Here is a 13,210-nt window from a genome sequence, read left to right on the forward strand (position 1 = left end):
TGCTGACTCCCTTTCCTCGCGAAAACCGGAGTCGGCGACGGCTTGCCAATTGCGGCGTATCCGTAATTGGGGGCTTCGGCCTTCCTTCGCTTTCCCCGGCGGCGCTGACCGCTTAAACGCAGACTTCTAGGGTTTTTCATGACGCGCTACATCTTCGTCACGGGTGGTGTTGTTTCTTCTTTGGGGAAAGGCATCGCCTCGGCTTCATTGGCGGCCATCCTGGAGGCGCGGGGCCTGAAGGTCACGATGCTCAAGCTGGACCCCTATATCAACGTCGATCCGGGCACCATGAGCCCGTTCCAGCACGGCGAGGTGTTCGTCACCCACGACGGCGCCGAGACCGACCTGGACCTGGGTCATTACGAGCGGTTCATCCGCACGACCATGACCCAGAACAACAACTTCACCACCGGCCGTGTCTACGAAGACGTGCTGCGCAAGGAGCGCCGTGGCGATTACCTGGGCGCCACCATTCAGGTCATTCCGCATATCACCGACGAGATCAAGCGCCGCATCATCAAGGGCGCCGGCGATGCCGACGTGGCCATGGTCGAGATCGGCGGCACGGTGGGCGACATCGAGTCGCAGCCGTTCCTCGAGGCGATCCGCCAGCTGCGCGTGGAAGTGGGCGCCAAGCGCGCCATGCTCATGCACCTGACCCTGGTGCCCTACATCGCCACCGCCGGCGAGACCAAGACCAAGCCGACCCAGCATTCGGTGAAGGAACTGCGTTCCATCGGCCTGCAGCCGGACGTGCTGATCTGCCGCTCCGACCACCCGGTGGACGTCTCCTCGCGGCGCAAGATCGCCCTGTTCACCAACGTCGAAGAGCGTGCGGTGATCAGCCTGCAGGACGTCGACACCATCTACAAGATCCCCTCGGTGCTGCATGCCCAGGGCCTGGATGACTTCGTCGTCGAGCGTTTCGGCCTGGACTGCGGCGGCGCCGACCTGTCCGAGTGGGACCGCGTGGTCGACGCCAAGCTGAACCCCGAGCACGAAGTCAACATCGCCATGGTCGGCAAGTACATGGAGCTGCTGGATGCCTACAAGTCGCTGATCGAGGCGATGAGCCACGCCGGTATCCAGAACCGCACCAAGGTCAACCTGCGCTACATCGATTCCGAAGACATCGAGAATCAGGGCACCGGCCTGCTCGAAGGCGTCGATGCCATCCTGGTGCCGGGCGGCTTCGGCCTGCGCGGCGTGGAAGGCAAGATCAAGACCGTGCAGTACGCCCGCGAGAACAAGATCCCCTACCTGGGCATCTGCCTTGGCATGCAGGTCGCGGTGATCGAGTTCGCCCGCAACGTGCTGGGCTGGTCGGACGCCAACTCCACCGAATTCGACAGCAGCGGCGGCCACCCGGTAGTCGGCCTGATCACCGAGTGGCAGGACGCCACCGGCGAAGTCGAACAGCGCAGCGAAAGCTCCGACCTCGGCGGCACCATGCGTCTGGGCGCCCAGGACTGCCAGCTGGAAAGCGGCTCCCAGGTGCGTGAGTGCTACGGCCAGGACGTCATAGTCGAGCGCCACCGTCACCGTTACGAGGTCAACAACAACCTGCTGCCGCAGCTGATCGAGGCCGGCCTCAAGGTCACCGGGCGCTCCGGCGACGGTGCCCTGGTGGAAGTGGTGGAGGCGCCGGATCATCCCTGGTTCGTCGCCTGCCAGTTCCACCCCGAGTTCACCTCGACGCCGCGCGACGGCCATCCGCTGTTCAGCGGCTTCGTCAACGCCGCGCTGGCTCAGCGCGCGAAGAAGGCCTGAGGCATGACCCAGAAGACCATCCGCGTCGGCGCAATCGAGATCGCCAACGACAAGCCCATGGTGCTGTTCGGTGGCATCAACGTCCTCGAGTCCCGCGAGCTGGCCATGCGCGCCTGCGAGGAGTACGTGCGGGTCACCGACAAGCTCGGCATCCCCTACGTGTTCAAGGCCAGCTTCGACAAGGCCAACCGTTCCTCGGTCGCTTCCTTCCGCGGCCCGGGTCTCGACGAAGGGCTGAAGATCTTCGAGGAAGTGAAGAAGACCTTCGGCGTGCCGGTCATCACCGATGTGCACGAGCCCTATCAGGCGCAGCCGGTGGCCGAGGTGTGCGACATCATCCAGCTGCCGGCGTTTCTTTCGCGGCAGACCGATCTGGTGGTGGCCATGGCCAAGACCGGCGCGGTGATCAATATCAAGAAGGCCCAGTTCCTCGCACCCCAGGAGATGAAGCACATCCTGGCCAAGTGCGAGGAGGCCGGCAACGACCAGCTGATCCTCTGCGAGCGCGGCTCCTCCTTCGGCTACAACAATCTGGTGGTGGACATGCTCGGCTTCGGCATCATGAAGCAGTTCCAGTACCCGGTATTCTTCGACGTCACCCATGCCCTGCAGATGCCGGGCGGGCGCGCCGATTCCGCCGGCGGTCGTCGGGCCCAGGTCACCGACCTGGCCAAGGCCGGCCTGAGCCAGGGCCTGGCCGGTCTGTTCCTCGAGGCCCATCCGGACCCGGACCAGGCCAAGTGCGACGGCCCCTGCGCCCTGCGTCTGGACAAGCTGGAGCCCTTCCTCGGCCAGCTCAAGCAGCTGGACGAGCTGATCAAGAGTTTCCCGCCGGTCGAGACCGCCTGACGCGGCGGTTTTCCGCTGGCGAGATTTTTGTATACAATTTTGTTTGCTTGTCGGTACATTTGCGCGCTGGTGCCTCGGCCCGTGCGCACGAGCTGTTCAGTCCGGCGCTAACCTGTTCGTCAACTTTTGGAGTGCTCAACGCAATGGCAAAGATCGTCGACATCAAAGGCCGTGAGGTTCTCGACTCCCGTGGCAACCCGACCGTGGAAGCCGATGTGATCCTCGAGGGCGGCATCATCGGCAGCGCCTGTGCGCCGTCCGGTGCATCCACCGGTTCGCGCGAGGCGCTGGAACTGCGTGATGGCGACAAGAGCCGTTACCTGGGCAAGGGCGTGCTCAAGGCCGTGGCCAACATCAACGGGCCGATTCGCGACCTGCTGCTGGGTAAGGATGCGATCGACCAGGCCGCCCTGGACCGCGCGATGATCGAGCTGGACGGCACCGAGAATAAGGCCAGCCTGGGCGCCAACGCCATCCTCGCCGTGTCCCTGGCCGCCGCCAAGGCCGCCGCCCAGGCCAAGGGCGTGCCGCTGTACGCACACATCGCCGACCTCAACGGCACCTCGGGCCAGTACTCCATGCCGGTGCCGATGATGAACATCATCAACGGCGGCGAGCACGCCGACAACAACGTCGACATCCAGGAGTTCATGGTCCAGCCGGTCGGCGCCAAGAACTTCGCCGACGCCCTGCGCATGGGCACCGAGATCTTCCATCACCTCAAGGCCGTGCTCAAGGCCCGTGGCCTGAGCACCTCGGTGGGCGACGAGGGCGGCTTCGCGCCGAACCTGGCGTCCAACGAGGACGCCCTGGCGGCCATCGCCGAGGCCGTGGCCAATGCCGGCTACAAGCTGGGCGAGGACGTCACCCTGGCCCTGGACTGCGCCTCCAGCGAGTTCTACAAGAACGGCCAGTACGACCTGGCCGGTGAAGGCAAGGTGTTCGACGCCGCCGGCTTCGCCGACTACCTGGCCGGCCTGACCCAGCGCTACCCGATCATCTCCATCGAGGACGGCATGGACGAGTCCGACTGGGCCGGCTGGAAGGTGCTGACCGACAAGATCGGCGCCAAGGTGCAGCTGGTCGGCGACGACCTGTTCGTCACCAACACCAAGATCCTGAAGCGCGGCATCGACGAGTCCATCGGCAACTCGATCCTGATCAAGTTCAACCAGATCGGCTCGCTGACCGAGACCCTGGAAGCCATCCAGATGGCCAAGGCCGCCGGCTACACCGCGGTGATCTCGCACCGCAGCGGCGAAACCGAGGACAGCACCATTGCGGATCTCGCCGTGGGCACCGCCGCCGGCCAGATCAAGACCGGCTCGCTGTGCCGTTCCGACCGCGTGTCCAAGTACAACCAGCTGCTGCGCATCGAGGAACAGCTGGCTGGCCAGGCGGCGTACCGTGGCCGCGCCGAGTTCCGTGGTTGAACTCAGTCGTGGTAAAAGAGGGGCGGCGCGAGTCGCCCCTTTTTCGTTCGGATACTCTTCTCCCTATGCGTAGCCCCTATTGGTTGTGGTTGGTCTTGGTAATGCTGCTGGCGGGTCTGCAGTACCGCCTCTGGGTGGGCGAGGGCAGCCTGGCCCAGGCCACCGAGCTGAAGCGGCAGATCGCCGAGCAGCAGGGGGAGAATCGGCGCCTGCTGGAGCGCAACCGTATCCTCGAGGCCGAGGTGCTGGAGCTGAAGAAGGGCATGGAGACCGTCGAGGAGCGCGCCCGTCACGAACTGGGCATGGTCAGGGAGGGCGAGACCCTCTACCAGTTGGTCGAATGAGCGCCGCCATGTTGCCCCCGTTCTGGGTCCTGATCCCGGCCGCCGGCGTCGGCAGCCGCATGCGCGCCGACCGACCCAAGCAGTACCTCGAACTGGCCGGCAAGACCATTCTCGAACACAGCCTGGCCTGCTTCCTCGAGCACCCGCAGCTGCGCGGCCTGGTCGTCAGCCTGGCCGGCGACGACCCCTACTGGCCGACCCTGGCCTGCGCCGTGGACCCGCGGATTGAACGAGCTGCGGGTGGCCGTGAGCGTGCCGACTCGGTGCTGGGCGGTCTGCAGCGCCTGACCGAGCTGGGCGCCGGGGAGCGGGACTGGGTGCTGGTGCACGATGCGGCGCGACCCAATCTGGCGCGGGACGACCTGGACAGGTTGCTCGCCGAGTTGGCCGGCGATCCGGTCGGCGGGCTGCTCGCCGTGCCGGCACGCGATACCCTCAAGCGCGCCGGAGCCGATGGCCGGGTGCGGGAGACCGTCGACCGGGCGCCGATCTGGCAGGCCTACACGCCGCAGATGTTCCGCCTCGGTCAACTCTATCGCGCCCTGTCCGATGCCCTGGTGGCCGGCGTGGCGGTCACCGACGAGGCCTCGGCGATCGAGTGGACGGGGCTGGCGCCGCGCCTGATCGAGGGGCGTGCCGACAACCTCAAGGTCACCCGTCCGGAAGACCTCGACTGGCTGCGCCGGCACTGGGCAAACAAGGACTGAACGGCCTGCCTCGGCTGGATGGATCGCGACAGCGGTGCAACCCGTCGGGTCGCTGGTGCCGGATATGGCTCGGTGGGCTACGGCCTCCTAGCCCACCCTACAGCGGACTCGCCCGATACTCCGCACGTTGCGCCATGCCGGCCTTGAGGAAGTCCACCAGCTGGCGCACCTTGGGTGACAGGTGGCGTTGCTGGGGATAGAGTGCCCAGACCGCGGTGTTCGGCGGCTGCTGGTTGGCCAGCAGCGAGACCAGGGCGCCGCTGTGCAGGTGCTCCAGCACGTAGTAGTCCGGCAGCTGGCACAGGCCGAGGCCGCGCAGCGCCGCGTCCAGCACCGCCTGGCCGCTGTTGCAGCGCCAGTTGCCCTGCACCCGCTGGCTCGTTTCGCGACCGTCGAGCTGGAAGGTCCAGATATCCGAGCTGCCGATCAGGCAGTTGTGCCGGGCCAGTTCCGACAGGCTGTGCGGGCGACCGTAGCGCTGCAGGTAGGCCGGCGCCGCGCACAGGTACATCTGCCGCGGCGCCAGGCGCGTGGCCACCAGGCGCGAGTCCTGCAGGCGGCCCAGGCGGATGGCCAGGTCCAGGCCCTCCTGGACCATGTCCAGGGTGCGGTTGCTCAGCTCGATCTCGACCCGTAGTTGCGGGTGGCGGCTCATGAAATCGGTCACCAGCGGCACGATGAAGCGCTCGCCATAGGCCACCGCGCAGGTCATGCGCAACAGCCCCTTGGGCTCGCTGCCCAGGTCGCCGACCGCACGCAGCGCCTCCTCGCGGGCATCCTGTAGGCGCTGGCAATGCTGCAGGAAGGTCTGCCCGGCCTCGGTCAGCGCCACCCGCCGGGTGCTGCGGTAGAACAGGCGGGTCTGCAGGCGCTCCTCCAGGCGGGCGATCTGCCGGCTGATCTGGGAGGACGACAGGCCCAGGCGTTCGGCGGCGGCGGTGAACTGGCCGCATTCGGCGACCGCGACGAATTCATCCAGGCCTTCCCAGCGGTTCATCGAGGGGCTCCTCACGGGGTGACAATGGCGCGATTCTAGGTGTTGACGGGGTTTATTGTCCCTGGTTGGCAATAATCTTTTGCTGGTTGGCCGATTATTCACTGAAAGTCGCTGATCTATACTTTCCGCCTTCGTTGTAACCCGCTGGAGAGCGATCATGATCAAGTCCCGTGCCGCCGTAGCCTTTGCCCCCAACCAACCGCTGCAAGTCGTCGAAGTGGACGTGGCGCCGCCGCAGGCCGGCGAAGTGCTGGTGCGCATCGTTGCCACCGGCGTCTGCCATACCGATGCCTACACCCTGTCGGGTCAGGATTCCGAAGGCGTGTTCCCCTGCATCCTGGGTCATGAGGGGGGCGGCATCGTCGAGGCCGTCGGCGAGGGCGTGACCTCGGTCAAGGTCGGTGATCACGTGATCCCGCTGTACACCGCCGAGTGCGGCCAGTGCAAGTTCTGCAAATCCCAGAAGACCAACCTGTGCAGCTCGGTGCGTGCCACCCAGGGCAAGGGCCTGATGCCGGACGGCACCTCGCGTTTCAGTTACCAGGGCCAGCCGGTCTACCACTACATGGGCTGCTCGACCTTCTCCGAATACACCGTGCTGCCGGAAGTCTCCGTCGCGGTGATCCCGAAGGAAGCACCGCTGGACAAGGTCTGCCTGCTCGGCTGCGGCGTCACCACCGGCATCGGTGCGGTGCTCAACACCGCCAAGGTCGAGGAGGGCGCCACCGTGGCGATCTTCGGTCTGGGCGGCATCGGCCTGGCGGCGATCATCGGCGCTAAGATGGCCAAGGCGTCGCGCATCATCGGTATCGACATCAACCCGGCCAAGGAAGCCGTGGCCCGTGAGCTGGGTATGACCGACTTCGTCAATCCCAAGGACCATGCCAAGCCGATCCAGGAGGTCATAGTCGAAATGACCGACGGTGGTGTCGACTACAGCTTCGAATGCATCGGCAACGTGCAGCTGATGCGTGCGGCGCTGGAGTGCTGCCACAAGGGTTGGGGTGAGTCGACCATCATCGGCGTGGCGCCGGCGGGTGCCGAGATCAGCACCCGTCCGTTCCAGTTGGTCACCGGCCGGGTCTGGCGTGGTAGCGCCTTCGGTGGGGTCAAGGGCCGCACCGAGCTGCCGGGTTATGTCGAGAAGTCGCAGAAGGGCGAGATCCCGCTGGACACCTTCATTACCCACAACATGCCACTGGACGAGATCAACCAGGCCTTCGACCTGATGCACGAAGGCAAGAGCATCCGTACCGTCATCCACTTCTGATTGCCTGGGGTGGATGCCAGCCGATGGCATCCACCGTCCAGTGGTGGCACAGGCGTTGCCCTCTGCCCCCCTAGGGAGATCGTCATGACCTTGGAAAACATTTCCTGCCAGAAGAGCTTCGGCGGCTGGCACAAGCGTTATCGCCACCATTCCAGCACCCTGGGCTGCGACATGGTCTTCGCCGTCTACCTGCCGCCGCAGGCCGAGCAGGGCGCCCGGCTACCGGTGCTGTACTGGTTGAGCGGCCTGACCTGCACCGACGAGAACTTCATGCAGAAGGCCGGCGCCCAGCGCCTGGCGGCCGAGCTGGGGCTGATCATAGTGGCGCCGGACACCAGCCCGCGTGGCGACGATGTACCGGGCGACCCGGACGGCGCCTGGGACTTCGGCAAGGGCGCCGGCTTCTACCTCAACGCCACCCAGGAGCCCTGGGCCCGCCACTACCGCATGCACGACTACGTGGTGCAGGAGCTGCCGGCGCTGATCGAGGCCAACTTCCCGGTCTCGGACAGGCGCGGCATCAGCGGCCACTCCATGGGCGGCCATGGCGCGCTGGTCTGCGCCCTGCGCAACCCGGGGCGCTACCAGTCGCTGTCGGCCTTCTCGCCGATCGGCAACCCGATGAACTGCCCCTGGGGCGAGAAGGCCTTTTCCCGCTTCCTCGGCGAGGAGCGTTCGCGCTGGCGCGAGTGGGATGCCTGCGCCTTGCTCGCCGAGGCCACGGAGAAGCTGCCGATCCTGGTGGACCAGGGCGACCGCGACGACTTCCTCGAGGGCCAGCTCAAGCCCGAGGCGCTGCAGAGCGCCGCCCAGGCCGCCGGGCACCCGCTGACCCTGCGCCTGCAGCCGGGCTACGACCACAGCTACTACTTCATCGCCAGCTTCATCGACGACCATCTGCGTCATCACGCCGAGGCCTTGCGCGGCTGAGGCCAGCCTGACCGCCGCGAGTCCTGTAGAATCACGCCCTGACTTTTCAGGGCGTTGTTCTTTATGCGTATTGGTCACGGTTACGACGTACACCGTTTCACCGAGGGCGAGTTCGTCACCCTCGGCGGCGTGCGGATTACCCACAGCTTCGGGCTGCTCGCCCACTCCGACGGCGACGTGCTGCTGCACGCGCTGTGCGATGCGCTGCTCGGCGCCGCGGCGCTGGGCGATATCGGCCAGCACTTCCCCGACACCGACCCGCGCTTCAAGGGCGCCGACAGTCGCGTGCTGCTGCGCCACGTGCTCGGCCTGATCCGCGCCAAGGGCTGGGCGGTCGGCAACGTCGACGCCACCATAGTCGCCCAGGCGCCGAAGATGGCCCCGCATATCCCGGCCATGCGCGCGCTGATCGCCGAGGACCTGCAGGTCGCGCCGGAACAGGTCAACGTCAAGGCCACCACCACCGAGAAGCTCGGCTTCACCGGGCGCGAGGAAGGCATCGCGGTGCATGCCGTGGCGCTGTTGGTCGCGCCATGACCGAGTTCGAACTGCTCGGGCCCCGTGCCCATGGTCCGGCCTGCGGCAGCGCCGTGCTCAAGGCCAGCGCCGAGGACTTCCAGGTCGACGAGGTGCTGGACATCCCCCTGGCGGGGGAGGGCGAGCACCTCTGGCTGTGGGTGGAGAAGCGCGGCCTGAATACCGAGGAGGCCGCCAAGCGCATCGCCCGCGCCGCCGGGGTGCCGCTGCGGCTGATCAGCTATGCCGGCCTCAAGGATCGCCAGGCCCTGACCCGGCAATGGTTCAGCCTGCACCTGCCGGGCAAGGCCGATCCGGACCTGGGGGCCGCCGAGAGCGCGGAGCTGAGGATCCTCAAGCGCGTGCGCCATGCGCGCAAGCTGCAGCGCGGCGCCCACGCGGCCAACGGCTTCATCCTGCGCCTGACCCAGCTCAGCGCCGACACCGCGGCGCTGGAGCGGCGCCTGCAGCAGATCGCCGCCCAGGGCATTCCCAACTACTACGGCTTGCAGCGCTTCGGCCACGAGGGCGGCAACCTGGCCCATGCCCGGCATCTCGCCGCGGCCAGGAGCCTGCCCGAGAAGCGCAATGTGCGCTCGCGGCTGCTCTCGGCGGTGCGCAGCTACCTGTTCAATCGCACCCTCGCCGCGCGGGTGACCGCCGGCAGCTGGAACAGGGCGCAGCCCGGCGATCTGCTGGCCTTCACCGACAGCCGCAGCTTCTTCGTGGCCGGCGCGGCGGAGTGCGCCGACCCGCGTCTGGCCCGGCTCGACCTGCACCCGACCGGGCCGTTGTGGGGCGCCGGCGCCTCGCCGGCGGTTGGCGCCGTCCAGCAACTGGAGCAGGAGCTGGTCGGCGACGAGGCCGATCTGCTCGATTGGTTGGCAGAAGCGGGCCTGCAGCACGAACGGCGCATCCTGCGCCTCCCCATCGGCGGGCTGACGTGGCATTATCCGGAGCCTGACATTCTGCAACTGGAATTCGTCCTGCCGGCTGGATGCTTCGCCACCGCACTGGTGCGCGAGCTCGTCGATCTGCTGCCGGCAGGGCAGACGGATAACCCATGCGTATTCTGATTTCTAACGACGACGGCGTGGCGGCGCCCGGCCTTGCCGCGCTGCACGCCGCGCTGCACGACTACGCCGACTGCACGGTGATCGCCCCCGATCAGGACCGCAGTGGCGCCAGCAGCTCCCTGACCCTGGACCGCCCGCTGCACCCGCACACCCTGGCCAACGGCTTCATCAGCGTCAATGGCACGCCCACCGATTGTGTGCACCTAGGGTTGAACGGGCTGTTGCCCGAGCTGGCGGATCTGGTGGTGTCGGGCATCAACCTCGGCGCCAACCTGGGCGACGACGTGCTCTATTCGGGCACCGTGGCCGCGGCGCTGGAGGGCCGTTTCCTGCTGCGGCCGGCGTTCGCCTTCTCGCTGCTGTCGCGGGCGCCGGACAACCTGCCGACCGCCGCCTATTTCGCGCGCAAGCTGGTGGCCGCCCACGAGCGCCTCGATCTGCCGCCGCGCACCGTGCTCAATGTCAACGTGCCCAACCTGCCCCTGGAGCAGATTCGCGGCATCCAGTTGACGCGCCTGGGCCACCGCGCCCGCGCGGCCGCCCCGGTCAAGGTGACCAACCCGCGCGGCAAGGAGGGCTACTGGATTTCCGCGGCCGGCGCGGCCGAGGACGGCGGGCCGGGTACGGACTTTCACGCGGTGTCGCAGGGCTATGTGTCGGTGACCCCGCTGCAGCTCGATCGCACCTTCAAGGAGGGCTTGAACGGCCTGCAACCCTGGCTGGAGAGCTTACTCTGATGAATCGCGAACAGGACGAACTGCACCGCCACGGCATCGGCATGACTTCGCAGCGCACCCGCGAGCGGCTGATCCAGCGCCTCTATGAAGAGGGGCTGTCCAATGCCCACGTGCTCGAGGCCATCCGCCGCACGCCGCGTCACCTGTTCGTCGACGAGGCCCTGGCGCACCGGGCCTATGAAGACACTGCCTTGCCGATCGGCAGCAATCAGACCATCTCCCAGCCTTATATGGTGGCGCGGATGAGCGAGCTGCTGCTGGCCGCCGGCCCCCTGGACAAGGTGCTGGAGATCGGCACCGGCTCCGGCTACCAGACCGCCATCCTCGCCCAACTGGTCGAGCGGGTGTTCACCGTCGAACGTATCCAGGGACTGCAGGAGCGCGCCAAGGAGCGCCTGAGCGAGCTGAACCTGCGCAATGTGGTGTTCCGCTGGGGCGATGGCTGGGAGGGCTGGTCGGCGCTGGCCCCCTACAACGGCATCATCGTCACCGCGGCGGCTTCCGAGGTGCCGCAGGCGCTGCTCGATCAACTGGCCCCGGGCGGGCGTCTGGTGATTCCGGTCGGTGCCGGCGATGTGCAGCAACTGCTGCTGATCGTTCGCGAGGAGCATGGCTTCTCCCGGCATGTGCTGGATGCCGTGCGCTTCGTGCCCCTGCTCAACGGGCCGCTGGCCTGATCTTTCGCGTAACCGGATGGACCCATGAACAAGTATTTCCTGCTCTATGCCAAGGGCATCGCCATGGGCGCTGCCGATGTGGTGCCCGGCGTGTCCGGCGGCACCGTGGCCTTTATCAGCGGCATCTATGACGAGTTGCTGCGCTCGATCGCCAGCGTGCCAGCTGCCGTCGGGCTGCTGCTGCGCGGGCGCATCGCTGCCGCCTGGCAGGCCGCCAACGGGACCTTCCTGCTGGTGCTGTTGGCCGGCATCCTGACCAGCGTCGTCAGCCTGGCGCGGGTGATCAGCTACCTGTTGGTGGAGCAGCCGATTCCGGTCTGGTCGTTCTTTTTCGGCTTGATCCTGGTCTCCTCCCATATAGTGGCGCGGGAAATTCAGCGCTGGAACTGGAGCCGCGGACTCAGCTTCGTCCTCGGCGCGGCCTTCGCTTACTGGATCACCGTGGCCTCGCCGATGCAGTGGGACACCGACCCCCTGAGTGTGGTCCTGGCCGGCGCCATCGCCATCTGCGCGATGATCCTGCCGGGGGTGTCCGGCAGCTTCATCCTGGTGCTGCTGGGGCTCTACCCCTTCGTGCTCGGCGCGGTCAAGAGTCTGGACATCGGCGTGCTGGCACTCTTCGCCAGCGGCTGCCTGGTCGGCCTGGTCAGTTTCGCCAGCCTGCTGCGCTGGCTGCTGGTGCGCTGGCGCGATCTCGCGCTGGCGTTTCTGACCGGTTTGATGCTCGGCTCGCTGAACAAGATCTGGCCGTGGAAGGAAACGCTCAGCTGGCAGACCAACCGTCACGGCGAGCAGGTGCCGCTGCTGCAGGCCAACCTGTCGCCCGCACGCTTCGCCGAAGTCAGCGGTCAGGACCCACAGCTGCTGCTGGCCATCCTCCTGGCGCTGGCCGGCGTGTTGCTGGTGCTCGGTCTGGAGTGGTTGGCCGGGCGGCCTCAGCAAAACGCTGGCTGCGCCAATTAATTACGGCACAATACGCGCCAACAGCCCCAGCCAGTAGCCAGATGAGGAAGACCCGGGTGAGTTCCACGGCCATGCCATCGCGAATTGTCCGCAGCAGTGTGCGCTGCCTCTTGGGTGGCCTGGTTCTGGGGGCGCTGTTGAGTGGTTGCGCCAGCCCGCCGCCGGGCGGGGTGCAGGTGGTCGACCGTAATCAGCGTGGCGCGGCCGCAGCCCAGCAGCGGCCGACCGTGACCAGCGGCCAGTATGTGGTGCGTCGTGGCGATACCCTCTACTCGATCGCGTTTCGCTTCGGTTGGGACTGGAAGGCCCTGGCCGCTCGCAACGGCATCACGGCGCCTTACCTGATCCGGGTAGGGCAGGTGATTCGCTTCGACGGCCAGCGCGCCACGCCGCCCTCGACCGTGGCGAGGACGGCGCCGGCACCTATCCCGGCGCCGGCGGTCAAGCAGCCGACGGTCGCCGTTCCGGCTCCGGCCCCGCAGGTGCGTAGCGCGCCTTCGACGCCACCTCGGGTCGTCTCGGCCAGCACGCCGGTGCAGCCGGTACAGCGTTCGGCCACGGGCTGGGCCTGGCCGTCGAATGGTGCGGTAATCGGACGTTTTTCCTCAAACGGTAGTTTGAATAAAGGCATTGATATCGCCGGGGAATTGGGCCAGCCTGTTTTAGCTGCGTCTGATGGCTCAGTGGTGTACGCCGGGAGTGGTTTGCGGGGCTACGGCGAGTTGCTGATCATCAAGCACAGCGATACCTACGTCAGTGCCTACGGACACAACCGCAGGCTGTTGGTACGGGAGGGGCAACGGGTCAAGGCGGGACAGACGATTGCCGAGATGGGATCCACGGGGACCGATCGGGTGAAGCTTCATTTTGAAATTCGCCGCCAAGGTAAGCCTGTAGATCCATTGCAATACCTGCCACGCCGCTGATCGGTCGCCAGCCCG

General features: G+C 66.7%; 14 protein-coding genes. 13 read left to right on the top strand and 1 reads right to left on the bottom strand.

Annotated elements, in window-relative coordinates; all coding sequences use genetic code 11:
- Positions 1–138: 138 nt before the first annotated feature.
- From ACSX1C_RS01010 to ispD, 5 genes are all read left to right on the top strand, one after another.
- Complete coding sequence (locus ACSX1C_RS01010) at positions 139–1,770, top strand: CTP synthase (RefSeq protein WP_439887855.1); 1,632 nt, start codon at positions 139–141, stop codon at positions 1,768–1,770.
- A gap of 3 nt (positions 1,771–1,773) precedes the next feature.
- On the top strand, positions 1,774–2,619 hold the full coding sequence (gene kdsA / locus ACSX1C_RS01015) for a 3-deoxy-8-phosphooctulonate synthase (RefSeq protein ID WP_439887856.1): 846 nt from the start codon (positions 1,774–1,776) through the stop codon (positions 2,617–2,619).
- Positions 2,620–2,762: 143 nt separating this feature from the next.
- Positions 2,763–4,052 carry a phosphopyruvate hydratase gene (gene eno / locus ACSX1C_RS01020; protein WP_439887857.1) on the top strand — a complete coding sequence of 430 codons (1,290 nt, stop codon included), beginning with the start codon at positions 2,763–2,765 and terminating at the stop codon, positions 4,050–4,052.
- Between the two features lie 65 nt (positions 4,053–4,117).
- The gene (ftsB, locus tag ACSX1C_RS01025) at positions 4,118–4,396 is read left to right on the top strand and encodes a cell division protein FtsB (protein ID WP_439887858.1); all 279 of its coding nucleotides are present in this window, start codon (positions 4,118–4,120) and stop codon (positions 4,394–4,396) included.
- Entirely contained in the window at positions 4,393–5,103 is a 711-nt protein-coding gene (gene ispD, locus ACSX1C_RS01030) for a 2-C-methyl-D-erythritol 4-phosphate cytidylyltransferase (protein ID WP_439887859.1), read from the top strand. Before ftsB ends, ispD begins: the two co-directional genes overlap by 4 nt.
- A 97-nt stretch (positions 5,104–5,200) precedes the next feature.
- On the opposite strand, the gene ACSX1C_RS01035 is transcribed toward ispD, so the two are convergent.
- Positions 5,201–6,100, bottom strand: a complete 900-nt coding sequence (locus ACSX1C_RS01035) for a LysR substrate-binding domain-containing protein (RefSeq protein ID WP_439887860.1) — start codon at positions 6,098–6,100, stop codon at positions 5,201–5,203.
- Positions 6,101–6,257: 157 nt separating this feature from the next.
- On the opposite strand from ACSX1C_RS01035, the gene ACSX1C_RS01040 reads away from it, so the two are divergent.
- From ACSX1C_RS01040 to ACSX1C_RS01075, 8 genes are all read left to right on the top strand, one after another.
- Positions 6,258–7,370, top strand: a complete 1,113-nt coding sequence (locus tag ACSX1C_RS01040; RefSeq protein WP_439887861.1) for an S-(hydroxymethyl)glutathione dehydrogenase/class III alcohol dehydrogenase — start codon at positions 6,258–6,260, stop codon at positions 7,368–7,370.
- Between the two features lie 84 nt (positions 7,371–7,454).
- Positions 7,455–8,300 carry an S-formylglutathione hydrolase gene (fghA, locus tag ACSX1C_RS01045; RefSeq protein ID WP_439887862.1) on the top strand — a complete coding sequence of 282 codons (846 nt, stop codon included), beginning with the start codon at positions 7,455–7,457 and terminating at the stop codon, positions 8,298–8,300.
- A gap of 63 nt (positions 8,301–8,363) precedes the next feature.
- A complete protein-coding gene (gene ispF, locus ACSX1C_RS01050; protein ID WP_439887863.1) occupies positions 8,364–8,837 on the top strand; it encodes a 2-C-methyl-D-erythritol 2,4-cyclodiphosphate synthase in 474 nt (157 codons plus the stop codon).
- The gene (gene truD / locus ACSX1C_RS01055; RefSeq protein ID WP_439887864.1) at positions 8,834–9,892 is read left to right on the top strand and encodes a tRNA pseudouridine(13) synthase TruD; all 1,059 of its coding nucleotides are present in this window, start codon (positions 8,834–8,836) and stop codon (positions 9,890–9,892) included. The genes ispF and truD overlap by 4 nt, the downstream gene beginning before the upstream one ends.
- Positions 9,880–10,629, top strand: a complete 750-nt coding sequence (gene surE, locus ACSX1C_RS01060) for a 5'/3'-nucleotidase SurE (protein WP_318642864.1) — start codon at positions 9,880–9,882, stop codon at positions 10,627–10,629. The genes truD and surE overlap by 13 nt, the downstream gene beginning before the upstream one ends.
- A gap of 41 nt (positions 10,630–10,670) precedes the next feature.
- The gene (locus tag ACSX1C_RS01065) at positions 10,671–11,306 is read left to right on the top strand and encodes a protein-L-isoaspartate(D-aspartate) O-methyltransferase (protein WP_318646349.1); all 636 of its coding nucleotides are present in this window, start codon (positions 10,671–10,673) and stop codon (positions 11,304–11,306) included.
- 24 nt (positions 11,307–11,330) lie between these two features.
- Complete coding sequence (locus tag ACSX1C_RS01070; protein WP_439887865.1) at positions 11,331–12,269, top strand: DUF368 domain-containing protein; 939 nt, start codon at positions 11,331–11,333, stop codon at positions 12,267–12,269.
- Positions 12,270–12,340: 71 nt separating this feature from the next.
- On the top strand, positions 12,341–13,195 hold the full coding sequence (locus ACSX1C_RS01075) for a peptidoglycan DD-metalloendopeptidase family protein (RefSeq protein ID WP_439889460.1): 855 nt from the start codon (positions 12,341–12,343) through the stop codon (positions 13,193–13,195).
- Positions 13,196–13,210: the final 15 nt, after the last annotated feature.

The sequence above is a fragment of the Pseudomonas sp. MBLB4123 genome, assembly GCF_051904775.1.
Lineage (GTDB): Bacteria > Pseudomonadota > Gammaproteobacteria > Pseudomonadales > Pseudomonadaceae > Aquipseudomonas > Aquipseudomonas benzenivorans_B.

What these genes read in the sequence shown, in the direction of transcription:
- ACSX1C_RS01040 (WP_439887861.1), top strand. Translation starts at nt 6,258, where the DNA reads ATGATCAAGTCCCGTGCCGCCGTAGCCTTTGCCCCCAACCAACCGCTG.
- ftsB (WP_439887858.1), top strand. Translation starts at nt 4,118, where the DNA reads ATGCGTAGCCCCTATTGGTTGTGGTTGGTCTTGGTAATGCTGCTGGCG.
- fghA (WP_439887862.1), top strand. Translation starts at nt 7,455, where the DNA reads ATGACCTTGGAAAACATTTCCTGCCAGAAGAGCTTCGGCGGCTGGCAC.
- ACSX1C_RS01070 (WP_439887865.1), top strand. Translation starts at nt 11,331, where the DNA reads ATGAACAAGTATTTCCTGCTCTATGCCAAGGGCATCGCCATGGGCGCT.
- ispF (WP_439887863.1), top strand. Translation starts at nt 8,364, where the DNA reads ATGCGTATTGGTCACGGTTACGACGTACACCGTTTCACCGAGGGCGAG.
- truD (WP_439887864.1), top strand. Translation starts at nt 8,834, where the DNA reads ATGACCGAGTTCGAACTGCTCGGGCCCCGTGCCCATGGTCCGGCCTGC.
- ACSX1C_RS01035 (WP_439887860.1), bottom strand. Translation starts at nt 6,100, where the DNA reads ATGAACCGCTGGGAAGGCCTGGATGAATTCGTCGCGGTCGCCGAATGC.
- ispD (WP_439887859.1), top strand. Translation starts at nt 4,393, where the DNA reads ATGAGCGCCGCCATGTTGCCCCCGTTCTGGGTCCTGATCCCGGCCGCC.
- eno (WP_439887857.1), top strand. Translation starts at nt 2,763, where the DNA reads ATGGCAAAGATCGTCGACATCAAAGGCCGTGAGGTTCTCGACTCCCGT.
- ACSX1C_RS01065 (WP_318646349.1), top strand. Translation starts at nt 10,671, where the DNA reads ATGACTTCGCAGCGCACCCGCGAGCGGCTGATCCAGCGCCTCTATGAA.
- surE (WP_318642864.1), top strand. Translation starts at nt 9,880, where the DNA reads ATGCGTATTCTGATTTCTAACGACGACGGCGTGGCGGCGCCCGGCCTT.
- ACSX1C_RS01075 (WP_439889460.1), top strand. Translation starts at nt 12,341, where the DNA reads ATGCCATCGCGAATTGTCCGCAGCAGTGTGCGCTGCCTCTTGGGTGGC.
- ACSX1C_RS01010 (WP_439887855.1), top strand. Translation starts at nt 139, where the DNA reads ATGACGCGCTACATCTTCGTCACGGGTGGTGTTGTTTCTTCTTTGGGG.
- kdsA (WP_439887856.1), top strand. Translation starts at nt 1,774, where the DNA reads ATGACCCAGAAGACCATCCGCGTCGGCGCAATCGAGATCGCCAACGAC.